This window comes from Streptomyces sp. NEAU-174 (assembly GCF_052665095.1).
Window position 1 is genome coordinate 625,808 of sequence record NZ_JBQTCE010000002.1, and the last position, 21,661, is coordinate 647,468.

Annotated in this window: 20 protein-coding genes; 11 read left to right on the forward strand and 9 right to left on the reverse strand. The window is 73.1% G+C overall.

The genetic code is table 11. The annotated features are described in order from the left end of the window. Positions 1-194: 194 nt before the first annotated feature. The 3 genes from ACT2CW_RS07550 to ACT2CW_RS07560 form a co-directional block, all read right to left on the reverse strand. Positions 195-3,626, reverse strand: a complete 3,432-nt coding sequence (locus tag ACT2CW_RS07550; protein WP_445515984.1) for an AAA family ATPase — start codon at positions 3,624-3,626, stop codon at positions 195-197. Further along, positions 3,623-4,936, reverse strand: coding sequence for an exonuclease SbcCD subunit D (locus tag ACT2CW_RS07555; RefSeq protein WP_445515985.1), 1,314 nt, complete (start codon positions 4,934-4,936; stop codon positions 3,623-3,625). The genes ACT2CW_RS07550 and ACT2CW_RS07555 overlap by 4 nt, the downstream gene beginning before the upstream one ends. Before the next feature lie 177 nt (positions 4,937-5,113). Further along, on the reverse strand, positions 5,114-7,153 hold the full coding sequence (locus ACT2CW_RS07560) for a SulP family inorganic anion transporter (protein ID WP_445515986.1): 2,040 nt from the start codon (positions 7,151-7,153) through the stop codon (positions 5,114-5,116). 290 nt (positions 7,154-7,443) lie between these two features. On the opposite strand from ACT2CW_RS07560, the gene ACT2CW_RS07565 reads away from it, so the two are divergent. Together ACT2CW_RS07565 and ACT2CW_RS07570 are read left to right on the forward strand one after the other, a co-directional pair. Continuing rightward, positions 7,444-8,265: a response regulator transcription factor gene (locus tag ACT2CW_RS07565; protein WP_445515987.1), complete on the forward strand. Its 822-nt coding sequence runs from the start codon at positions 7,444-7,446 to the stop codon at positions 8,263-8,265. Further along, a complete protein-coding gene (locus ACT2CW_RS07570) occupies positions 8,262-9,791 on the forward strand; it encodes a sensor histidine kinase (protein WP_445515988.1) in 1,530 nt (509 codons plus the stop codon). Before ACT2CW_RS07565 ends, ACT2CW_RS07570 begins: the two co-directional genes overlap by 4 nt. A 57-nt stretch (positions 9,792-9,848) precedes the next feature. On the opposite strand, the gene ACT2CW_RS07575 is transcribed toward ACT2CW_RS07570, so the two are convergent. Next, positions 9,849-10,475 (reverse strand): YigZ family protein, encoded by a 627-nt coding sequence (locus ACT2CW_RS07575; protein WP_182469440.1) that lies wholly within the window; start codon positions 10,473-10,475, stop codon positions 9,849-9,851. Between the two features lie 179 nt (positions 10,476-10,654). Here ACT2CW_RS07575 and ACT2CW_RS07580 point away from each other — a divergent pair, with 179 nt between their 5' ends. Further along, complete coding sequence (locus ACT2CW_RS07580; RefSeq protein WP_164431355.1) at positions 10,655-11,857, forward strand: hypothetical protein; 1,203 nt, start codon at positions 10,655-10,657, stop codon at positions 11,855-11,857. A 54-nt stretch (positions 11,858-11,911) separates the two neighbouring features. Continuing rightward, on the forward strand, positions 11,912-12,496 hold the full coding sequence (locus tag ACT2CW_RS07585) for a hemerythrin domain-containing protein (protein ID WP_445515989.1): 585 nt from the start codon (positions 11,912-11,914) through the stop codon (positions 12,494-12,496). Between the two features lie 13 nt (positions 12,497-12,509). Here the strand turns inward: ACT2CW_RS07585 and ACT2CW_RS07590 are convergent, their stop codons facing one another. Next, positions 12,510-12,995, reverse strand: a complete 486-nt coding sequence (locus ACT2CW_RS07590; RefSeq protein ID WP_445515990.1) for a DUF6098 family protein — start codon at positions 12,993-12,995, stop codon at positions 12,510-12,512. Between the two features lie 150 nt (positions 12,996-13,145). Beyond that, positions 13,146-13,478 carry a plasmid stabilization protein gene (locus ACT2CW_RS07595; protein ID WP_445515991.1) on the reverse strand — a complete coding sequence of 111 codons (333 nt, stop codon included), beginning with the start codon at positions 13,476-13,478 and terminating at the stop codon, positions 13,146-13,148. A 245-nt stretch (positions 13,479-13,723) separates the two neighbouring features. On the opposite strand from ACT2CW_RS07595, the gene ACT2CW_RS07600 reads away from it, so the two are divergent. Beyond that, positions 13,724-14,059, forward strand: coding sequence for a hypothetical protein (locus ACT2CW_RS07600; protein WP_445515992.1), 336 nt, complete (start codon positions 13,724-13,726; stop codon positions 14,057-14,059). A 346-nt stretch (positions 14,060-14,405) separates the two neighbouring features. Here ACT2CW_RS07600 and ACT2CW_RS07605 read toward each other — a convergent pair whose 3' ends face one another. After that, positions 14,406-15,248 (reverse strand): helix-turn-helix transcriptional regulator, encoded by an 843-nt coding sequence (locus tag ACT2CW_RS07605; protein ID WP_445515993.1) that lies wholly within the window; start codon positions 15,246-15,248, stop codon positions 14,406-14,408. A 127-nt stretch (positions 15,249-15,375) separates the two neighbouring features. Here ACT2CW_RS07605 and ACT2CW_RS07610 point away from each other — a divergent pair, with 127 nt between their 5' ends. The 3 genes from ACT2CW_RS07610 (at position 15,376) to ACT2CW_RS07620 (ending at position 17,187) form a co-directional block, all read left to right on the forward strand. Further along, complete coding sequence (locus tag ACT2CW_RS07610) at positions 15,376-15,822, forward strand: nuclear transport factor 2 family protein (RefSeq protein ID WP_311766906.1); 447 nt, start codon at positions 15,376-15,378, stop codon at positions 15,820-15,822. After that, on the forward strand, positions 15,819-16,691 hold the full coding sequence (locus tag ACT2CW_RS07615; protein WP_445515994.1) for an NAD(P)H-binding protein: 873 nt from the start codon (positions 15,819-15,821) through the stop codon (positions 16,689-16,691). Before ACT2CW_RS07610 ends, ACT2CW_RS07615 begins: the two co-directional genes overlap by 4 nt. An 88-nt stretch (positions 16,692-16,779) precedes the next feature. Further along, positions 16,780-17,187 carry a CoA-binding protein gene (locus ACT2CW_RS07620; protein WP_445515995.1) on the forward strand — a complete coding sequence of 136 codons (408 nt, stop codon included), beginning with the start codon at positions 16,780-16,782 and terminating at the stop codon, positions 17,185-17,187. A 15-nt stretch (positions 17,188-17,202) separates the two neighbouring features. On the opposite strand, the gene ACT2CW_RS07625 is transcribed toward ACT2CW_RS07620, so the two are convergent. Then, positions 17,203-17,757 carry a YbaK/EbsC family protein gene (locus ACT2CW_RS07625; RefSeq protein ID WP_086883113.1) on the reverse strand — a complete coding sequence of 185 codons (555 nt, stop codon included), beginning with the start codon at positions 17,755-17,757 and terminating at the stop codon, positions 17,203-17,205. Positions 17,758-17,807: 50 nt separating this feature from the next. Next, positions 17,808-18,380: a helix-turn-helix domain-containing protein gene (locus ACT2CW_RS07630; RefSeq protein ID WP_086883114.1), complete on the reverse strand. Its 573-nt coding sequence runs from the start codon at positions 18,378-18,380 to the stop codon at positions 17,808-17,810. Positions 18,381-18,487: 107 nt separating this feature from the next. Here ACT2CW_RS07630 and ACT2CW_RS07635 point away from each other — a divergent pair, with 107 nt between their 5' ends. From ACT2CW_RS07635 to ACT2CW_RS07645, 3 genes are all read left to right on the forward strand, one after another. Next, positions 18,488-19,354 carry a DMT family transporter gene (locus ACT2CW_RS07635; protein ID WP_138916316.1) on the forward strand — a complete coding sequence of 289 codons (867 nt, stop codon included), beginning with the start codon at positions 18,488-18,490 and terminating at the stop codon, positions 19,352-19,354. A gap of 124 nt (positions 19,355-19,478) precedes the next feature. Continuing rightward, entirely contained in the window at positions 19,479-20,684 is a 1,206-nt protein-coding gene (locus ACT2CW_RS07640) for an FUSC family protein (protein ID WP_445515996.1), read from the forward strand. 73 nt (positions 20,685-20,757) lie between these two features. Further along, a complete protein-coding gene (locus ACT2CW_RS07645) occupies positions 20,758-21,534 on the forward strand; it encodes a VOC family protein (RefSeq protein ID WP_445515997.1) in 777 nt (258 codons plus the stop codon). Positions 21,535-21,661: the final 127 nt, after the last annotated feature.

Here is a 21,661-nt window from a genome sequence, read left to right on the forward strand (position 1 = left end):
GGGGGGGTTTTTTGGGTGGGGGGGGGGGGGGAGCAGGGAGGGGGGGGGTCCCCCCCCCGCCCCGCTACAGGGTGTCCGGCGCATGGCAGGGGCCTTCACCCCTGGATCCCGGGGTCTGGGGCGGAGCCCCAGTTGTGGGAAGGGGCGGGTAGGGGAAAACAGCCCGCCGCAGGCGTCACATCCGCCGGACGCCCCTATTGCACGGCCGTCGTGCGGTGGCGTACCGCCGAGCCCTGGCGGCCCTTGACGACCTCCAGCTGGGCGGGGATCCGCCGACGCAGATCGGCGACATGGCTGACGATGCCGACCGTACGGTCGCGTTCGCGCAGCGAGTCCAGCACGTCCATCACCTCGTCCAGGGTCTGCTCATCGAGGCTGCCGAACCCCTCGTCGATGAAGAGGGTGTCCAGGCGGACCCCGCCCGCCTCGTCGGTGACCACATCGGCCAGGCCCAGCGCGAGGGCGAGCGAGGCGGAGAAGGTCTCGCCGCCGGAGAGGGTGGCGGTGTCGCGTTCGCTGCCCGTCCAGGCGTCGACGACATGCAGCCCGAGGCCGGAGCGGCCGCGCCCGCCGGAGCGGGCGTCGGAGTGCACCAGGGTGTAGCGCCCGGAGGACATGTGGCGCAGCCGTACGCTCGCCGCCGCCGCGACCTGCTCCAAGCGGGCCGCCAGCACATACGCCTCCAGCCGCATCCTGCGCTCGTTGTCCGCGGAGGTGCCCGCCGCGAGCGAGGCGAGACGGGCGATCCGGTCGTGCTCCGCGCGCAGCGGGGCGAGCCGGCGGGCGTCGGCGACCGCCCGCGCGGAGAGCGCGTCGAGCTCCTCGCAGCGGGTGCGGGCCGCGGCGTCCGCGGCCGAGACCTCGCGCAGGGCGCGGGTGGCCGCGTCGGCCGCCGTCTGCGCCGCCGCGGGGTCGGCGGGCGGCTCCTGGGCGGCCGCGAGCACCCTCGGGTCGGACAGCTCGGCCGCGACCGCCGCCGACTCCGACTGCCACGCGTCGAGACGGCGGCGCGCCTCGCGCTGCCGGTCCGGGTGCAGTACGGCCTCGGCGGCCTGCTCCGGGGTCTCGAACCCGGCCCGGTAGGCGGCGTCGGCGAGCCGGGCGTCGGCCTCCTTCAGCCGGTTCGCGGCCGCGTCGGCGGCCCGCGCCGCCTCGGCGGCGTGGGCCAGCAGCCCCGCCTGCCGCTCGAGCCGCGCCGCCCGCCGCGCGACGGTGGCGTCCGCGCCGCGCGCCTGCTCGAGCTCGGCCAGCAGCGCGGCCCGCTCCCGGGCCAGGGCTTCGCGGTGCGAGGTGCGGGCGGCCGCCCGCCGCTCGGCCTCCTGCCGCTGTTCCGTACGGCGGGTGTGCTCGCCCTCGGCCCGGTCCAGGGCCTCGCGGGCGGGGTGTGCGTCGGCCGCCGCGTCCCGGGCCTCGGTGTAGGCGGTCCGCAACTCGGCCAGGGCCCGGTCGAGTTCGGCCGCGTCCTCGCCCTCCGCCGTGGCCTCGGCGCCCGCACGGGCCTCCCGCAGCGCGTTCCGCGCCCGCTCGGCCTCCTCGCGGACCTCCTCGGCGCGCTGGTAGTCCGCCAGCGCGGCCTCCTCCGCCGTACGGTCCACATGCCCGGCCCCGGGCCGGGCCGGGCCCGGGTGCTCGGTCGCCCCGCACACCGCGCAGGGCTCTCCGGCGCGCAGCCCGGCCGCCAACTCGGCGGCGATGCCGCGCAGCCGGGCCTCCTTGAGGTCGAGCCAGTTCTGCCGCGCGGCGGCGGCCCCTTCCCGCGCCCGCAGCAACTCCTCCCGCGCCTGGGCCTCCTGCCCGGCGAGCCGGTCCCGCCGCCGGGCGGCCTCCAGCCGCCGCTCGGCGGGCTCGATCCGCCCGCCGAGCTGCTCGGCCCTGGCCACGGCCTCCTGCGCCGCCTCGACCCGCCGCTGATGCGCCCGGTGGGTCTCCTCCCACCCCGCGAGCCACTCGGCGGCCTCCTCGACCGCCTCGTCATCGGCACGGGCCTCCCGATCGAGCGCGGCGATCTCGCGGAGGATCGCCTCCGCCCGAGCCTCCCCCCGCCGCGCGGCACCCAACGCCCCGAGCTCCTCCCGCACCCGCCGCTCAACCTGCCCCAGCCACTCGGCATCGGCTTCGGCGAGCACCGCCGAGGCGTCAACACCCTGCGCCCCGGCCCGCCGGTCCCGCTCGCCGTACGCACCGCCCGGGCCCGGAGCCGCCCCGCCACGACTCGCCTCGGGCGCAACCTGTCCCGCCACATCGGTGTGCGACGCGCCCTCGCCCCGGGACGTCGGCCCGGACGCACGCGACGACGCGCCCCGCGCCTCCGTGACGGCGGTTTCGCCGTCGGACGGCCCCGCCTGGGCGGTCCGTCCGTGCTCGCCACGCTCGACCGCCGTACCCATCGCGGCGGCCTCATCCAGGGCTCCGGAGCCCTGCGCGGGCAGGGACACGGCAGGCGACGTGGCCCGGCCGGGGGGTGTGCGCTGGTCGGGGATGTCCGGGGTCGGCGCGAGGGTCATGGCCGCCAGGCCGGGTTCGGCGGACAGCCGGGTGCGGGCCTGGCGTTCGGTGGATTCGGCGGTGCGGTGGTCGCGGGCGGCGGCGGTGCGGAGGTCGAGTGCGGGGACCACCGCGTCGGCGGCGCGGGCGCGTTCCAGCAGCTCGCGCAGGCGGTCGTGGTCGGGTCGCTGCCGTTCGAGGTCGTCCGCCCGGCGGCGGGCCTCGGTGTGGCGGCGCTGGAGTTCGGCCCGTTCGCGGGTCGCGTCGGCGGTCCGCTGGGCGGCGTCGTGGGCCTCCTCGGCGGCTCGTACGGCGGACAGCGCGATGTCCAGCCGCTCGCGCGCGCCCGCACGCGCGATGGCGGCCCACTCCAGGACGGCGTCGGCCAGCCCCGGCTCACCGGGGGTCAGTTCGGGCAGCGGGTGGCCGTCCAGCTCCGTGGTGCGGCCCGCCGCCTGTGCCATGCGGTGGGCGAGCGCCAGCAGCCGCTCGTCCCCGGCCGCGACCCGCTTCTCCGCCGCCCGCCGCTGCTCCGCCAGCCGTTCCTCGACGGCGGCGAAGCGGCCGGTGTCGAACAGCTTGCCCAGCAGCTTGCCGCGCGCCAGTTCATCCGCGCGCAGAAAGCGGGCGAAGTCGCCCTGCGGCAACAGCACCACCTGGCAGAACTGCTCCCGGCTCATGCCGAGCAGCTGCGCGATCTCCTCGCCGATCTCCTGGTGCGAGCGGCTGAGCGCCTTCCACGTCCCGGCCCCGGCGCCGGCCGAGGATGTCGGTGGGACGTACTCGCGGAGCAGGGTCTGCGCCTTCTCCCGCGTCATCCCCGTGCCCCGCTTCTTGGGGCGCGGCTGTTCGGGGCGCCGGGTGATCTCCAGGCGCCGCTCCCCGACCGTGCATTCGAGAACGACCTCGGTCGGGGTCAGCGGTTCGGCGTGGTCGCTGCGCAGCGAGAGCCCGCTGCCCTGGCGGGCGCCGGGCACCTGGCCGTACAGCGCGTAGCAGACCGCGTCCAGGACGGACGTCTTACCGGCGCCGGTCGGCCCGTGCAGCAGGAAGAGCCCGGCGGCGGACAGCTCATCGAAGTCGATCTCCTGGGTGGCGCCGAACGGCCCGAAGGCCGTGACGGCGAGCCGGTGCAGCCTCATCGCGCCGCCTCCCCCGCGGTCGTGGTCGTCCGCGCGGTCACGGCACCCGCCGTCGTCGCCCCCGCGCCGTTCTCGTCGCCCGGCACGACACCCTCCACGACACCCTCGCCCGGCACGACACCCTCGTCCGGCACCACGCCCTCGCCCGCCACGACGCCCTCGTGCGCCTCGCTCCGTACCGCATCCAACGCGTCGCCGAGCAACGCACGCTCCACCTCGTCCGGGCCGCGGCCGCCCCGCACATGGGCCACGAAGTCCTCGGCGATCTGCCGGTCCGAGCGGCCGCGCAGCCGCTGTGCGTACGAGGCGAGCGGATCCTCGGGGGGCCGCTCGGGGTCGAAGACCAGCGTCAGCACATGGGGGAAGCGCCGCGCCAGCCGGGCCATCGGCTCATGCGGCCGCACCGCGTCGGTCAGCGTGGCCTCGACCCACGCCTCCTCGTGGCGCTCGAGGTCCGGATCGGCGAGCAACTCCTCGATCCGGCCGCGGATCCGGGCCAGCGGCCGGGGCACCGGGCACTCCACCCGTTCGCACGACGGCGCCCCGCCCGCCGCCCCCAGCTCCACCACCCACATGGACTTGCGGTGCGCCGCCTCGGAGAAGGAGTACGCGAGCGGGGAGCCCGAGTAGCGGACGCGCTCGGTGATGGTCTGGCAGCCGTGCAGATGGCCGAGCGCCACGTAGTCCACGCCGGCGAAGACCTCGGCTGGTACGGAGGCGACGCCGCCGACCGTGATGTCCCGTTCGCTGTCGCTGACCGTGCCACCGGTGACGAAGGCGTGCGCGAGGACGACGGAGCGGGTGCCGGACGGCCGGGTGGCGAGGTCGGCGCGCACTCGGTCCATGGCGGCGCCCAGCACCGCCGTATGCCCGGCCGCCGAGGCGCCCAACTCCTCCCGCACCAGGCCGGGTTCGAGATACGGCAGACCGTAGAAGGCCACCTCGCCGTGGTCGTCGGAGAGGACGACGGGCGTGGCGCAGCCGGCGGGGTCGGTACGCAGATGGATCCCGGCGCGGTCGATCAGCCCGGCGCCGACGCCGAGACGGCGGGCCGAGTCATGGTTGCCGGAGATCATGACCGTCGGCACCCCGAGGTCCGCGAGCCGGTGCAGGGCGTCGTCGAAGAGCTCGACGGCGGCGAGCGGCGGCACGGCGCGGTCGTAGATGTCGCCCGCGACGACCACCGCGTCGATGCGCCGATCGCGCACGGTGGTGACGAGGTGGTCGATGAACTCCCGCTGCGCGGCAAGGAGGCTGACCCGGTGAAAGGAGCGTCCGAGGTGCCAGTCGGAGGTGTGCAGAATTCTCACAAGTGGTCTCCGACCTGCACTTCTGTCCTTCCTCCCACCCCAGTGGCCAGCATCACACCCGCGGCGCGTACGCGGTGCGGGCACCGACCACGTTAGCCGCGGTCGGTGCCCGGTCTCTCACGGACCTCGTATTTCCCGCCCGTGTCGCCCACACGGCGGCCCGTTTCCCGGCCATGGCTAGCCCTGGTGGTCCCTCCACCGCGCGTCCTCGGAGTCCTGGAGGCCTTCGAAGGGGCGGGTGTCGAGGTAGTACCACTCCGCGGACGGGCCCGGCTGTGACGGGCCGTAGAACGCGTCGTACAGCGCACCGGACGACGACCGCTCATGTGGCTGTGGCGGCGGCCACGACGGGGACACGGGCGCGGACACAGGCGCGGACACAGGCGCGGACGCGGACGTCGGCGGGGATTCGGGCGAGAGCCCGAGGCCGGACCTTCGCTTCGGCTTCGGCTTCGGCCCCGGCCTCGGCTTCCGCCCCGGCCCCCGCCCCGGTCCCGGAAGGTCGGGCAGCAGCAATTCCACCCGTACCGTGCCCGGCGCCCGCTTCTGCGCCACGAACTCCTCGATCTGGCTGCGACAGGCGTGGTCCAGATGGGTCACCCCCATCAGGTCCAGTCGGATCCGCGGCGTCCCCGCCGACCCCACCGCCTCCAGCGCGTCGATCACCTTGGGCAGCCGCAGAAACGTGGCGTTGCCGGTCATGACCAGCTTCGCGGTGTCGCCCTCCACCCGGTGCTCGATGGAGGTCCGCGACATCCGCAGCGCCGCCAGGACGATCCCGGCCGCGAGCCCGACCAGCACCCCCTCCAGCAGCGCAGTGGCGACGATCGTGCCCGTGGTGATGGCCATCACCACGAACTCACCGCGGTCCTGGCGCCACATCTTCGGGAACTGCTCGGGCGCGAGCAGCTTCCAGCCGCTGTGCACCAGCACACCCGCCAGCACCGAGATCGGGATCAGGGCGAGAACGCTCGGCAGCAGCAGCGCGAAGGCCAGCAGCCACAGGCCGTGCAGGGTGCGGGAGAGCCGGGTCCTGGCCCCGGCCTGCACATTGGCCGAGCTACGGGCGACGACAGCGGTCATGGGCAGCGCGCCGAGGATGCCGCAGACGGTGTTGCCCGCGCCCTGGGCGATCAGCTCGGTGTTGTAGCGGGTGCGCGGACCGTCGTGCATCCGGTCCACGGCGGCGGCCGTGAACAGGCTCTCCGCCGAGGCGATGACGGTGAAGGTGAGGACGGCGGTGAGCACCGCCGGATCGGCCAGCCCCGCGAACTGCTCAGGGCCTGGCACCTGGACGGCGGACAGCAGATCGCCGACCTGAAGGGTCTTCACCTCCACACCGGGCAGCGCGGCGACCACGATGCCGATGGCGACGGCCACCAGCGCGGCGGGAATCCGGCTGACCGGCCCCGGCGCCTTCTTCCAGACGAAGCTGAGGACGACCGTGGCGATGCCGAGCAGCGCGGCGATCGCCGTCTGCCCGCTCGTGAAGGTGTCGAGGACATGCGCGGGGAAGCCGAGGATGTTCTCGACGGCCGTGCCGGGGGCCGTGGCATCGGCCAGCGGATAGGACTGGCTGAACATCAGCGGCAGCCCGATCCCGGCGAGCATGCCCTGGACCACGGCGATCGAGATGGCCTGGAACATACGGCCCAGCCGGATCATCCCCAGGCCGATCTGGAGCAGCCCGGACATCAGCACGATCACCCCGAGCATGGCGATGCCATGGGCCTCGACGGTCTCCGCCACGAGTGCGGTGAGCCCGGCGGCGGGCCCGCTGACCTGGAGGGCGCTGCCCCGGGTCATCCCGACCACCAGCCCGCCGACGACACCGGTGATGATGCCGAGTTCGGCCGGGGTGCCGGAGGCGACGGCGACACCGATGCACAGGGGCAGGGCCACGAGGAAGACGACCAGCGAGGCGGTGATCTCGGTGCCGAGGTCGGCGCCCTGGAGGATCCCGCCGAGCTTGCCCTTGCCTTTTCCCTCGCTCTTGCCTCTCCTCTCGCCCCTGGCGATGTCCCCCGCCTCGCCGTCGGCCTTATGGAAGCCAGGAGCCTCGGCCGTTTCTCTTACGGTTCCGGCGGCGGGCGCATACGGCATCGGCTGCGTCGACTGGGCGTCGCGCGCCCCTTCCGGCGGGAACACCTCGTCGATGTCGTACGGCGGCGAGGAAACCGGCTGGATCCGGCCACGGGCATGTCGTCCGCTCGTCATGAGTACGCCCGGACGTCACCGTCGTTATCGCGACCGAGTTCCTTGCCCGAGGTGCGCGGCCGGAATTCGGGAAATTGCTCGTCGGCCAGTTTCCGGTATTCGCACGGAGCCCTCATCGTGCCTCCCTGACGGGTGGTTGGACCAGATGCGAATCACCGTAGGGAGGGCCGTACCAGGCGAAGGCTAAACGAACACTAGAGCATGACAAGTTCTTCTCCAATATTCGGTTCCGCGCTCGCAACATTACAAAAACCAGGAAGCCATTCCGAAATTGCGGTACACAGGTCCCCATGACCGTACGAGCGCTGCTCATCGAGGATGACGAGACGATCGCCGAACCCCTCGTCGAGGGATTGGGGCGGTATGGACTGATGGTGGGTCATGTCAGCACGGGGGCAGCCGGGCTGGAGGGGCCGTACGGGGACATCGTTCTGCTCGACCTGGGGCTGCCGGACATGGACGGCATCGACGTCTGCCGCGGTATCCGGCAGGTGTCCGATGTGCCGATCATCATGCTCACCGCGCGGGGCGAGGAGGCCGACCGGGTCCTGGGGCTGGAGCTGGGCGCGGACGACTACTTGGCGAAGCCGTTCAGCATGCGGGAGCTGATCGCCCGGATCCGCGCGGTGACCCGGCGCTCCCAACGCACCGCCACGGCGCCCACCGCTCCGGCCGCACCCGCTCCGGCCGCACCCGCCGCCACCGCACCGGCCCCCGCCGTCACCCCGCCGCCCGCCGCCCAGCCGCCGCCCCGGGAGCAGGAGCCCTTGGTCGTGGACCGCCGGACGCGTCAGGTGTGGGTGGGCGGCGCACCCGTCAGCCTCACCCCCAAGGAGTTCGAGCTGCTGGCCCTGCTCACCGAGGACCCCGGCGCGGTGTACTCGCGCCAGCAGATCCTCGACCGCGTCTGGGACCCCCACTTCCACGGGCCGACCAAGACCCTGGACGTGCATATCGCCACTCTGCGCCGCAAGCTGGGCGATCCGGCCTGGATCCAGACCCTGCGCGGGGTCGGCTTCCGTCTTGCCGTCCACTCGGGAGCCCCGGCGGGGGCTCCAGCGGGAGTCCCGGCGGGGAGCCATTCGGGGGTCCCGGAGGCCGCCCGGCCGTGACCCGACGTCTGCTGCTCGGATATCTGAGCCTCGCCGTACTGACCCTGCTGAGCCTCGGCATACCGCTCGGCTATGTCTACGGCAGAGCCGAGCGAGCGCAGATCATCTCCTCGGCGGAGGACGAGGCCGAGTCGGTGTCCGCGTTCGCCTCGCTGTCCATCATGGCGGGACGGGAGCGGCGCGAGCTGCCGCACCGGGCGCGCCACTGTGCCGAACGCATCCGGGGCAGGGTGGTCATCGTCGGCGACGACGGCCGGCTGCTGGCGACCTCACATCGCTTGTCCGCCGCCGAGTCGCGGAACCTGGCGTCGCGCCCCGAGATCGCCGCCGCGCTGCGCGGCCGGGACGCGATCGACGTCCGTACCTCCACCATCGGCGGCGTCCGCTATCTCTCGGTCGCCGCCCCCGTCGTCCACGGCGAGGAGTTGCAGGGCGCGGTGCGGCTCACCGTGCCCACCGACGCGGTGGAGGCCCGGGTCCACCGGACCTGGCTGCTGCTGGCCGTGGGCGGGCTCGCGATCCTCACGGCCGTCGCCGCCGTGGGGCTGGTCTTCGCCCGCTGGGCCAGCCGCCCGATCCTGGAGCTGGAGCGGTTCGCGCACCGCCTCGCCGACGGCCGGTTCACCACGCCCGCGCCCGTGACCTCCGGCCCGCCCGAGGTGCGCAGCCTCGCCGCCACCTTCAACCAGACCGCCGCCCGGCTGGAGCATCTGCTGGCCTCCCAGCGCGCGTTCGCCGCCGAGGCATCCCACCAGCTCAAGACGCCGCTGGCGGCGCTGCGGCTGCGGCTGGACAATCTGGAGGCGGAGATGACCGGGCACGCCCGGGACAGCCTCGGCGCCGCGATAACCGAGACCGACCGGCTGGCCCGGATGGTCGAGGGGCTGCTGGCGATGGCACGGCTGGAGGAGAGCGCCGTCACCCCCGAACCGGTCGATCTGGACCAGGTGTGCGCCGAGCGCCTGCTCACCTGGAGCCCGCTCTTCGACCAGCACGGGGCCCAGCTCGCGCTGCTCGGCGACCGGGTCGGCCAGGTACTCGCGGTGCCTGGAGCCATCGAGCAGATCCTGGACAATCTGCTCTCCAACGCGCTGCGTGCCACACCCCTGGGCTCCACCGTCACCATGGTGCTGCGCTGTTCGGCCGCCGACCGCCGCCATCTCCCCGCGCGGCCCGCCTGGATCGAGCTGCACGTCATCGATGAGGGGCCCGGCATGACCGCCGATCAGCGGCGTCGCGCCTTCGACCGCTTCTGGCGCGCCCCCGACGCCCCGAAGGGCGGCACCGGTCTGGGTCTGTCGCTGGTGCAGCGGCTCGCCCATGCGAGCGGAGGGGAGGCCACCCTGGCCCGGGCGCCCGGTGGCGGCCTCGACGCGGCGATCCGGCTGCGGCCCGCGCACCGTGCGGCCCAGGGCCGCACTTCCCAGGGCCGCCCGTCCAGAATCGGCCTGCCCCGGAGAGTCCGGGGCGACCGGAGCGCACCGGGGTCCGCTCCGTCCCCGCCCTCGGTGCGCTCACCGGCGTAGGCCCAGGGCGTACCCGGGCTGTTCCAAGACCGTGCCCAGGCCGTGCCCACGCCGTCCTTACGCGTCCTGGTACGCCTCGCCGCCGAGCTCCAGTGCGGCGGTGCCGGCGGTGGTGTCCGCCAGCCAGTCGCGGAAGGCGTCCACATCCGCGTCGGGCAGTCCGAGTTCGATCGTCACGGCCTCGGCGTAGCGCACCTCGCGGACCGCCCGCCCCGTCGCCCGCAGATCGTTCTCCAGCTTTCCGGCCCGCTGGTGGTCCACGGTGACGGTCACCAGCCGGAACCGCTGCCGGGTGACGGTGCCCAGCGCGTCCAGCGCCTCGCCGACCGCGCCGCCGTAGGCCCGGATCAGACCGCCCGCGCCGAGCTTCACGCCCCCGTAGTAGCGGGTGACGACGGCCACCGCGTACCGGATCTCGCGGCGCAGCAGCATGTGCAGCATCGGCACCCCGGCCGTGCCGCCCGGCTCCCCGTCGTCGCTCGCCTTCTGCACACCGCCGTCCGCGCCGATGACGTAGGCGAAGCAGTTGTGGGTGGCGGTGGGGTGTTCCCTCCTGACCCGCTGGATGACGTCCTGCGCCTCCTGCTCGGTCGCGGCGGGCGCGAGCGTGCAGAGGAAGCGCGATCTGTTGATCTCGATCTCGTGCACGCCCTCGCGCGCGACCGTCCGGTACCGCTCCTGCATCAGGCCACCCTATGTCCCGGCTCTCGCGTGCTGGTCACGCGTGTGCGGCGGCGGTGGTCACGCGTACGTGGCCGCGGTGGTCACGCGTGTGCGCCGCCAATCGGGCGGAAAGCCACCACCAGCACGGATCGAATCGAAGGCCCGGGTACGGATCTGGTTCCCGCCTCAGAGGAGCCCGTATGTCCTTCAACCCGCTGGAGCAGCGTGGAATCCCGCTGGACCGCCAGAGGCGTACCTGGCGTGAGCTGGACGTCTCCCCGATCGACCCGGACCGCTGCGACCCCTACACCCGGTGCCGGATCATCACGATGAACGGCATCGAGATCGAGGCGATCCTCTTCAGCCACCAGATGGCCCGCCACTGCGAGGACATGGACGTGAAGCGGCGGCTGGCCGAGACGCGCTCCGTCGAGGCGCAGCAGCAGAAGGCGGTCAACTGGCTGTTGCCGGGGCTGGCCTCGGTGCTGGAGACCACGATCGCCTATGAGCAGGTGGCGGTGGACCTGACCGCGTGGGTGGCCCGGATGGAGCCCGACCCGTACCTCACGCAGGCGTATCAATTCGGGGTGCTGGAGGACTTCGACCATCTGTACCGGTACGCCAACCTCTACGAGATGATCGAGCACCGCAAGGCGGAGGAGATCGTCCAGGGGCTGACGGAGATCATGCCGGGCCGCCCGACCAAGTACCACCACCGCGATCCGGTGGACAACGTCCGCGAGCCCTACGACCGGAACCGGACCGACCCGCTCTCCAAACTGCACGCGCTGACGATCATGTCGGCGGAGCAGCAGACCATGAACTTCTACATGAACGTCGGGCCCACCTACATGGAGCCGATCGCCCGGCAGCTCTACCAGGAGATCGGGCTGATCGAGGAGGAGCACGTCACCCACTACGAGTCCCTGGTCGACCCGGGCGAGACCTGGTGGGAACAGCTCGTCAACCACGAGTACAACGAGTGCTACCTCTACTACTCCTTCATGGAGCAGGAGTCGGATCCCAAGGTGAAGTCCGTCTGGGAGCTGCATCTGAACATGGAGCTGGAGCATCTGCGCATCGCCTGCGACCTGATGCGCCGCAACGACGGCCGCGAGCCGGAGGAGGTCGTCGCCCCGGAGCTGCCGAACGTGCTCACCTTCGAGCCCAACAAGGGGTACATCCGCGAACTGCTGGACACGCAGATCGACCTCACCACGCTCGGCACCGGCTATGTGCGCGAGGCCCATGAGCGCTTCCAGGCCATGCAGTCGCTGCTCAACGACGGTGACCAGCCGCCGAGCGAGCGGGTGATGGCGCAGCACCGTGACATGTTCGGCCGGGAGTACCGGCTGGAGACCGAGGGTGAGCACCCCGAGCCGTCCCTGCGCTCACGCGACTGATCGATTCCCGGCCCTACGGCTGATCGATTCCCGGCCCTACGGAGGACAGACATCGTGGCAGACCGATCCGGATCCGGCGCCATCGGCGGCGAGGACGATGTGGTGGCGCTGTTGACGCGTCAGCACGGTGATATCCGCAACCTCTTCGACGAGGTGGAGCGGACCACGGGGGACGAGCGGCGGGACGCCTTCCGCAGGCTCGTCCGGCTGATGGCCGTCCATGAGACCGCGGAGGAGGAGGTGGTCCACCCCGTGGCGCGGCGGGCCTTCGACGGCGGTGAGGGAGTGGTGGAGGACCGTCTGCGGGAGGAGAAGGAGGCGAAGGAGAAGCTCAGCCGGCTCGACGGCATGGACCCCGAGAGCGCCGGGTTCCTGCCGCTGCTCATGGAGCTGCGCACCGAGGTCATGGCGCACGCGCGGGCCGAGGAGCGCTACGAGTTCGTCCATCTGCGGCGGCGCACCGACCCCGGGCAGCTCGCCACGATGGCCAAGGCGGTGCGGGCGGCCGAGGCCATGGCCCCGACCCGTCCGCATCCGGGCGTGGAAACGGCGGCGAAGAACATCGCGCTCGGGCCGATGGCGGCCACCATCGACCGCACCCGTGACACGGTCCGCAAGGCGATGGGGAAGGACGGCTGACCACCGCGCCCGGTCAGCCCTCTCCGCCGTTTCCGCCACGGCCGAACCGGGCCGGCCGGTGCAAGGGCCCCCACGCGCCCCGCTGGCGTGCCACCACGTCCTCGGCTTCGGCGATCACGCTCTCGGCGATCCAGGCGACCGGCTCCACCTCGCGGACCAGGGGTTCGTTGTCCGGCCCCCGGCCGGTCTCCTCCCCCTTGAGCACCCAGGGGCGGACATCGGCGGGGCCCTGGTCGTCGTCCCGGAGGTGGAGGTAGTCGCACAGCCTCCGGGCGACCCAGACGGTCGTGGGCAGGTCCTTCGCCCACTCCTCGAAGACCAGGGGGTTGGCCGACAGGCCCGGCATCTTCATGCCGGTGAGCCCGTCCCGGCTGACCGCACTGCCTTCCAGGTCCGCCTCGGGCCCCCGGGACCAGCGGACGAAGACCGGAGGGCCCTGTTCGATCAGCTCCACGAGCTGGTGCAGAGCGGTGTAGGTGGGGAGTGTGGTGCCTGGCATGATCGCCCCTGAGTACCCGTGGCCGACGCATCCAATCCGCCGCCCTCCCCCGACCGCACGGACGCCCCCGACCGCACGGACGCCGCCCGGCCCCGCTGATCGGCGGGAAGGGCGGCGTCCCGCTGGGAAGCGCCATGACGGGCGTCCGGGTCAGCGGCCCAGGGCCTTGGCCAGCTGGTCCTTGGTCATGTTGGAGCGGCCCTCGATGCCGCGCTGCCTGGCCTCGTTGTACAGCTGGTCGCGCGTCGGGCCCTTGGGACCCGTCCGGTTGCCGGAACGCTGTCCGCCACGCTGCGGCGCGGACTTCGGGTCCTGGGTCGAGGTCTTGCTCGCGGCCCGGGACTCGCCCGAGCGGGCGCGCTCCTTGTTGACCGTACGGGCGGCCATTTCCTTCGCCCGGCCGGTGGACGCGCCACGCTGCTCGGCGCCTTCCTTGATGTGCTCGTACTGCCGTTCACGCTTACGGCTGGATCCTGCGGGCATGGTGTCTTCCTCTCCTTCCGCCCCCTCGGTCGGTAGCGGCCGGCGGCTCGAGATCGCCGACCGCAGGAGTCGGGTTCCCCTCGCTTCCTCCCCTATAACCAGCATGCGTCTCCTGGGCGTCGGCCGGATGCCGTGCGGTGTGCGGATTCCACGGGATTGGTCTTTCGGCAGTGTCCGCCGGTCCCCGGTCTTCGTAAGGTCACCTCTGCGCGGGCTGATCACACGGGGGGACGCGGGTGGGGGACATGACGACACGGACACACACGACCGGACCCGGCAGCCGCCCGTGGGCGTCCTGGGGCGGACACCTGCCACTGGCGGCCACCATCGCCGCCGCCGGGTTGAGCGTGGTCAGCCTGTGGTGGGTGGTGCCCACGGCGCTGTGCGCGTTCGCGGCGGGGTGGCGGCCCGGGCGGACGTGGTCCACGGCGGTGGGGCTGACCGGGGTGGTGGCGGGCGCGATGGTGGGGGTCGCCGTGGTGCCGTCCTGGATCACCTGGGCCGACCGCCGGAGCCGGGTGGCGCGGGCGTGGCGGAGCTGGTCGAACGGGCGTCGGCGTCGGGTCTCGCGGTCCGGCTGAGGACCGACGGCGAGCCCGGCGAGCTGCCGCCGGACGTGGAGCGGCCACCGCCCGGTACACCGACACCGAGGCGCCGCCCGTGACCTCCACCCGCTCCGCGTCGCCCAGCCCACCGGGCGACAGCCACATCACCGCTGCCGCCCCGGCGGCACACAGCGCCACCGCGAGCAGCAGTCGACGGCCGAAGCCGTATCGCGTCCTTGAATCCATGGCCAGTGACCGTAGAAACGGCGACGGCCCGCCACCTCTGGCAAACGGCCAGGTCAGACCCCTGACGTTGGTCGGGGTTGACACCCCGGCACAGCGGGACGCGACTCCGCCGGAAAAGCCCTTCGGGCCGACGGGGTCACTCGCCGCGGGCTCCGAGGCGGGCGAGTGCGGCGGCACTCGGACTGCCCGGTTCCGCCGTGTACATCACCAGCCGCAGGTCGGTGCCCGGCAGCAGCAGGGTCTGGCAGTCCAGCTCCAGCTTGCCCAGCTCGGGGTGGCACACGTACTTGCGCAGCGTCGCTATGGGGCGCACATCGTGGTCGCGCCAGCCGGCGGCGAAGTCCGGGCTGTGCGCGGCGAACTCATTGATCAGCTCACCGAGCGCACGGTCCGCCGGATAACGCACACTGGCCGCGCGGAGCTGCGCCGCGACCTGCCGGGCGAACTCACCCTCCGCGCCCGCCGGTGCCGACCAGAGGACTTCGCACAGCCGGATGGACAGCCGCACGATGTTGCGCTCCTCGACCGGCAGCAGCCCGAAATCCATGATCAGCGCGACTGCCGCGTCGTTCCAGGCCACGATGGACTGCCGCTCGTCGAGCACATAGGCGGGGATGGGCCCGAGCCGGTCCAGCAGCCGTTGCGCTTCGCCGGGCACCGGGCCCCGGTCGGCGTCCGTGCCGGGCGGGACCTGCCCGGCCAGCCGCGCCAAGTGCTCACGCTCCGCGACGGTGAGCCGCAGCGCCGTACCCAGCGCGGCCAGCACCTGCGGGGACGGACGCGGTGCGCGGGCCTGCTCCAGCCGCTCGTAGTAGTTGACCGACACCCCGGCCAGCTCGGCCACCTCTTCGCGGCGCAGCCCGGGAGTGCGCCGGGCGCGCCGGCCCGGCGGGTGGGTGGTGACGGTGGCCGGCACCTGGTCCGGGCGCAGTGCCTCCCGTCGGCGGCGCAGGAAGTCAGCCAGTTCGCCTCTGCTCACCCCGCGATGGTGGCACGAGGGGCCCGGCATAGCCACGGACTGGTGGTCCGGGGCTCAGCCGTCCGTTCCCCGGCGGCGGGTCCGCGTCCAGTGTGGACCGGTCACACCTCGTCGAACACTGGAGGACATCGTGCCGAGCACTCCCGAAGAAGCGTTCCGGCGACTGCTGGATCGGATGCTGGCCAAGGACACGGACGCCGTCGCCGACTTGTGGGCGGAAGACGGCACCGCCGAGTTCCCGTTCGCCACGGGAAGCTCACCGCGCCGACTGGCCGGGCGGGAAGAGGTCCGCGGCTACATGGCCGCCCTCCCGGAGCTGATGGACGTGCGAGGGATTCCCGCGGTCACCGTGCACCACACGGAGCGGCCGGAGACCATCGTGGTGGAGTTCACCGGGAACGGGCACACGGTGCGCACCGGAGAGCCCTATCAGCTGGACTACATCGCGGTGATCACCGTCCAGGACGGCCTGATCACCCACTACCGGGACTACTGGAACCCGCTGGCCGTCGCCGAGGCGGCCGGGACACTGCCCGAGCTGCTCGACTCGCTGCGCTCCGGAGCCGCCGGATGACGGGTGTACTGGTAACCGGCGGCACCGGGAAAACCGGGAGCGCGCTGGTCGAACTGTTGCGCGGCAACGGTGTCCCGGTCCGGGTGGCCAGCCGCACCCCGCCTGCCGGTGATCCTGACGCGATCCGGTTCGACTGGGACGCCCCGGCCACCCATACGGCCGCGTTGCGCGGGATGGACCGGGTCTTCCTGGTACCTCCGGTGGAGAGCATGGATCCGATGCCGCCGGTCGGGCCGTTCCTGGCCGAGGCGCAACGCCTCGGCGTGCGCCGGGTGGTGCTCCTCGGCTCCGCCATCGTGCTGCCGAACGCTCCCGGCGCGCTGGAGCTGGCCGCGCGGGTGCGGGCCCGGCCCGGGTGGGTCGTGCTGCGCGCGTCCGGGTTCATGCAGAACTTCCTGAGCCCACACCCGGTGGGCGAGCGCATCCGGCGGCACGGCGAGATCCGCACCGCCGCCGGTGACGGCCGAGTGGGCTGGATCGACGCGCGGGACATCGCGGCCGCGGCCTCCGCCCTGCTGGCCGACCCCGACATCGAGCCCGGCGACCGGCGCGACTATCTGCTCACCGGGCCGAAGGGCTTGAGCTACCAGGACGCGGCGGCGATCATCAACGCCCGCACCGGGCGGTCGGTCCGAGTGGTGACGATCGGGGCCGACGAGCAGGCGGCCCATTACCGGGCCGCAGGCATGTCCGCCGAGTTCGCCGCCGCCCTCGCCGCTGTGGAAAGCAGCATCAGGGCCGGTCGGGAAGACCAGGTCAGCACCGCGGTGCTGGACCTGACCGGCCGTCCGCCGCGCACCTTCGCCGAATTCGTCCAGGAGCACGCGGGCGAGTGGGTGCGCACCGGGGCGTCCGAGTGCTGGCCGTAACCGTACCCAGCTCGCCCGGGAATCACCTCGCTCCCGCCCACCGTTGTCGTACACGGCAACCTTTGCCCGAACCCCAAGGAGGCCGAGCGTGTACGGCGACTCAGCAACGGTCCGCAAGATCCTCACCGAGCTGGGCGACACCTGGGCCGTCGTGGGCCTGTCGACGAACCCGGGGCGCGCGGCGTACGGCGTCGCCGGCGTCCTCCAGCGCTTCGGCAAGCGCATCGTGCCCGTGCACCCGAAGGCCGAGACGGTGCACGGCGAGCGCGGCTACGGCTCGCTCGCCGAGATCCCGTTCCCGATCGATGTGGTCGACGTCTTCGTCAACAGCGATCTGGCGGGCCCGGTCGCCGACGAGGCCGTCACCATCGGCGCCAAGGCCGTCTGGTTCCAGCTCGGCGTCATCGACCCGGAAGCGTACGAGCGCACCCGCGCCGCCGGGCTGGCCATGGTCATGGACCGCTGCCCGGCCATCGAGATCCCCCGGCTGGGCTGAGCGCCTCGGGCGGCGTCAGGCGCCCAGGCCCTCCAGGACCACCGCGCCCGGAAGCCCCGCGAGCAGCTTGCCCGGCACGATGAGCTTGCCGCGTCGGCTGCCGCTGCCGATGAGGGCGTACGGGATGTCGGCCACGGCGGCGTCCACCAGGAGCGGCCAGTCGGCAGGGAGTCCGATCGGGGTGATGCCGCCGAATTCCATGCCGCTCTCGCCCGTGGCCGTGTCGATCGGGGCGAACGACGCCTTGCGGGCGCCGAGGTGGCGGCGCACCACGCCGTTGACGTCCGCGCGGGTGTGGGCCAGGACCAGGCATGCGGCCAGGGTGGTCTCGCCACCCCGCTTGCCCGCGACCACCACGCAGTTGGCGGACTGCTCCAGCAGCCAGGAGCCGTAGTTCTCGACGAGTACGGCGGTGTCGGCCTTGTCCGGGTCGGTGTCCACGAAGAGCACCCGCTCCACCGGCTCCGAGCCGCGCCAGGTGCGCAGCGCCTCGGCGACGGGAGCGGTCAGCAGGTCCAGGCACTCGACGGCGGGACGGACCTCGTCGAAGGCATCCATCGGCGTACTCATGCCGCCAAACTAGCAGTCGGAGCGGGGCACGAGGGCCGGGCCCGGCGGCCTCAGCGCGCGGGTGGCACCGACACCGCCATGGTCATCTCCACCGGCTCGGTCCCGTCGTTGCGGTAGGTGTGCGGGGTGTTCGCCTCGAACGCCACCGAGGTGCCGACCGGGGCGGTGTGGGACTCACCGCCGAGCACCAGGGTGAGCTCGCCGGCCGTCACATGGATCAGCTCGACCGTGCCGGACGGATGCGGATCGGAGCTGCTCTCGTCGCCGGGCATCAGCCGCCATCCCCACATCTCCAGCGGGCCGTCCGCCTCGGTGCCGACGAGCAGCGCGGTGTAGCTGCCCGCCTCGGTGGACCACATCCGCACCGCCTGGTCGGGCGGGACGAAGGTCACCCGCGGCCCCTGCTCGTAGTCGAGCAGCGTGGTGATGCTCACGCCGAGCGCGTCGGCGAGCTTGACGGTGGTGCCCACGCTCGGATTCGTACGGGCCTGCTCAATCTGGATGATCATGCCCCGGCTGACCCCGGCGCGGGCCGCCAGAGCGTCGAGGGTGAAGCCGCGTTCATTGCGCCACCGCTTGAGGTTGCGGGCGAGCGACTGCGTGAGCTGGTCGAGGTCCGTCACGTTCCGGTCCGTCCATCCGTCCAAAATAGTGAATGGCATAGTCGAGTGCAGTGAACTACTGTGGGCTGTACTCCCACGTCCACCACACTGTACGGCGAGGTTCCACCATGTCCGCACTCTTCGCTCTTGCCACCAGCCTGCTCTGGGGGCTGGCCGACTTCGGCGGAGGGTTGCTCACCCGGCGCACACCCGCGCTCACCGTGGTCGTCGTCTCCCAGATCATCGCGGTCACCGTCCTCGGAGCCATCGTGGTCGCCACCGGCGGATGGTCCGAGGCGGGCCCGCAGCTGTGGTTCGCCGCGGCGGCCGGTGTGGTCGGCCCGGCCGCGATGCTGTGCTTCTACCGCGCCCTCGCGCTCGGCCCGATGGGCGTCGTCTCCCCGCTCGGCGCGCTCGGCGGGGTCATCGTGCCGCTCGGTGTCGCGCTCGTGCTCGGCGAGCGGCCCGGGCTGCTCCAGGTCTCGGGGGTCGTGGTGGCGGTCGCGGGTGTGGTCCTGGCGAGCGGTCCGCAGACCGGTGGGGCGCCCGTCCAGCGGCAGACGCTGCTGCTCACCCTGGTGGCCGCGCTGGGCTTCGGCTCGGTGATGGCGCTGATCGCCGAGGCGTCGCACACGCTGACCGGGCTGTTCCTCGCGCTGTTCGTACAGCGGGTGTGCAATGTGGCGGTCGGCGGCGGCGCGCTGCTGGTCTCCGTCCGGCGCGGCAACCCCGGGCTGCCCGAGGGCGGGATGGGCGTGGTGTGGGCGTCGCTGCCCGCGCTCGCCTTCGTGGGCCTCGCCGACGTGGCGGCGAACGGCACGTACAACCTCGCCGCGCACCACGGCCCGGTCACCGTCGCCGCGGTGCTCGCCTCCCTCTACCCCGTGGTGACCGCCCTCGCGGCCCGCGGACTGCTCGGCGAGCGGCTGCGGGTGGTCCAGGCCACGGGCGCCGGACTCGCCCTGGTGGGCACGCTGCTGCTGGCCACGGGCTGAGCGGACCACGGGCTGAGCGGACCGCGGCCCGGCCCCCGCCCTGCCATGCGTAAGCGGCCCTGCCCAAGCGGCCGGCCCAAAGCCGCCATGCATAAGCCGACGTGCTCCAGGAACCCACTACGCCATGGGGCACGTAAACGAGAAGCTGTACGTGTTGCGGGCCGAGGCCCGGGGGATCGTGGACGCCGCGACGCGGGCGTGGCAGGGGCCGGGGCGGGAGCGGGACCTGCTCGTGCAGTCGCTGAAGGCGGCCGGGGCGGCCACGCTCGCCTGGGCGGTGTCGGGGTGGTGGCTGAAGGACCCGGTGGCGCTGATGGCGCCGTGGGTGGCGGTGGTCCTGGTCCAAGCCACCGTCTACCGCTCGCTGTTCAAGGGGTTGCAGCAGCTGGTGGCCATCGCCGTGGGCACGCTGCTGGCCGCGGGGGCCGAGGCCCTGACGGGGAACACCCTGATCTCGGTGGCCATGGTCCTGCCCGTCGTGATGCTGCTCAGCAACTGGCCCCGCCTCGGCGACCAGGGCATCTACGGCCCCACCACCGCGCTGTTCACCCTCACCTCGGCTCCGGTGTCCAGCCTCACCGTCTCCCACCGGCTGCTCCAGGCCCTGCTGGGCGCCGCGATCGGCATCGCGGTCAACGCGCTGGTTCTGCCGCCGGTCCATCTGCGGAACGTACGGGAGAACCTCAGCAGTCTGGCGCACGGGACACAGGAGACACTGGCGAGCATCGCCGAGGCGCTGGCCCAGGGGGACTGGACCGAGGACACGCCCGCCGACTGGCGACGGCTGGCCGACCAGCTCAGGCAGCGGCAGGAGAGCCTGCGGTCCGCCCGGCTGTGGAGCCATGAGAGCCTCCGGCTCAATCCCAGGCTGCCGTGGACGTCACGCGAGAAGCTGCCGCCGACGCTTCCCCCCGAGAGCGAGGACCAGCGGTGGAGCGCGATCGTCGCCCAGGTGGGCGCGGTCGTGAGCACGATGGTCGACATCGCCGACGAGAACCGGGCCATTCCCGCCCCCGATCAGCAGCCGCTGCGCGACTACGGCCACCTTCTCGCCGATCTCGCGGCGGCCTGCGAGGCCCGGGCCAAAATGGCCCATGAGCCCGCCACCCCCGCCGGCGCGAGCGGCGAACTCGACGAGGCACGCGGCGAACTGGACGAGGCGCTGGAGGCCGTGGAGCGGCGCCACGCCGCCCTGCACAAACAGCTCACCGATGAGCGCCACGTCTCCCCCGGCACCGCCGCCGTCCTGGGCACCCTGCTGATCCAGGCCCAGAACATCTGGCACGACATCGCCCCGGACACCTGGCCCCGCGTCACCGCCCGCGCATAGCGACCGGCCGGCGGGGTACACCGGTGCAGTCCCCCGCGGTGGTGTCGGGGCGGAGTTGTGAGGAGTGGTGCCCATGAAGCCGATCGGCCAGGCACGGCCGGGATTCCCCTGCTGGGTGAGTCTCGCCGCCCCCAGCCTCCAGGCGGCGCAGGAGTTCTACACCGCGGTGCTCGGGTGGACCTGGCGCCCCACCGGGCTGGGTGAGGAGTTCCGTACGGCGCTGTTCGGCGGGGCGCCGGTGGCCGGGGTCGGGGCGCTCGCGGACAGCCTCAGGGGCGCGGCCGCCTGGACGCCGTTCTTCGCCGTGGCGGACGCGGACGCCACCGCGGCACACATCCGTGAGCGGGGCGGCACCGTCGGCGTCGGCCCGCTCCCGTTCGGCACCGGCCGCCGCGCCGCGCTGGCCGCCGACCCCGACGGCGCCGTCTTCGGCTTCTGGACGGGAGAGACGCTGCCCGGCCGGCCGTCGGGTCCGGCGGAAGGCGCCCCGGCCTGGCTGGAGTTGCGCACCCGTGACGCGTTCGCGGCCGCCCTCTTCTACGGCGAGGTCTTCGGCTGGGCGGCACCGGAGGGCAGCTGCTCCGTGGAGTACGAGAACGACGAGGTGGTCGTGCGCGAGGAGGGCCGCAAGCTGGCGGTGGTCCACGGCGGCGCCGTCGAGCAGGCCCCCGACCCACGGGTCCGGCCGCGCTGGTACGTCCACTTCCGCGTCCCCGATGTGACGGCCGCCGTGGCGGCGGCCCGCGCCGCCGGTGGCACGGTCGCCCTCCCGCCGGACGCCTCTTCGACGGGCCGTCAGGCGATCCTGTGCGACCCCGACGGGGGGCTGTTCACCGTCACCGCGGCCTGAGCGGACGCGCCCGCCTCGGCACCCCGGCCCGCCTCGGCACCCCGGCCCGGCTCGGCGAGATGGCGGAAAGACGACCCGGGCGCGTGACGAAGCCGGTCCGGCCGGGAAGTCGTGGAGGCGGAGAGCG

What these genes read in the sequence shown, in the direction of transcription:
- ACT2CW_RS07560 (WP_445515986.1), bottom strand. Translation starts at nt 7,153, where the DNA reads ATGACGAGCGGACGACATGCCCGTGGCCGGATCCAGCCGGTTTCCTCG.
- ACT2CW_RS07615 (WP_445515994.1), top strand. Translation starts at nt 15,819, where the DNA reads ATGACGGGTGTACTGGTAACCGGCGGCACCGGGAAAACCGGGAGCGCG.
- ACT2CW_RS07625 (WP_086883113.1), bottom strand. Translation starts at nt 17,757, where the DNA reads ATGAGTACGCCGATGGATGCCTTCGACGAGGTCCGTCCCGCCGTCGAG.
- ACT2CW_RS07550 (WP_445515984.1), bottom strand. Translation starts at nt 3,626, where the DNA reads ATGAGGCTGCACCGGCTCGCCGTCACGGCCTTCGGGCCGTTCGGCGCC.
- ACT2CW_RS07565 (WP_445515987.1), top strand. Translation starts at nt 7,444, where the DNA reads ATGACCGTACGAGCGCTGCTCATCGAGGATGACGAGACGATCGCCGAA.
- ACT2CW_RS07575 (WP_182469440.1), bottom strand. Translation starts at nt 10,475, where the DNA reads ATGCAGGAGCGGTACCGGACGGTCGCGCGCGAGGGCGTGCACGAGATC.
- ACT2CW_RS07645 (WP_445515997.1), top strand. Translation starts at nt 20,758, where the DNA reads ATGAAGCCGATCGGCCAGGCACGGCCGGGATTCCCCTGCTGGGTGAGT.
- ACT2CW_RS07635 (WP_138916316.1), top strand. Translation starts at nt 18,488, where the DNA reads ATGTCCGCACTCTTCGCTCTTGCCACCAGCCTGCTCTGGGGGCTGGCC.
- ACT2CW_RS07600 (WP_445515992.1), top strand. Translation starts at nt 13,724, where the DNA reads ATGACGACACGGACACACACGACCGGACCCGGCAGCCGCCCGTGGGCG.
- ACT2CW_RS07590 (WP_445515990.1), bottom strand. Translation starts at nt 12,995, where the DNA reads ATGCCAGGCACCACACTCCCCACCTACACCGCTCTGCACCAGCTCGTG.
- ACT2CW_RS07580 (WP_164431355.1), top strand. Translation starts at nt 10,655, where the DNA reads ATGTCCTTCAACCCGCTGGAGCAGCGTGGAATCCCGCTGGACCGCCAG.
- ACT2CW_RS07595 (WP_445515991.1), bottom strand. Translation starts at nt 13,478, where the DNA reads ATGCCCGCAGGATCCAGCCGTAAGCGTGAACGGCAGTACGAGCACATC.
- ACT2CW_RS07640 (WP_445515996.1), top strand. Translation starts at nt 19,479, where the DNA reads ATGGGGCACGTAAACGAGAAGCTGTACGTGTTGCGGGCCGAGGCCCGG.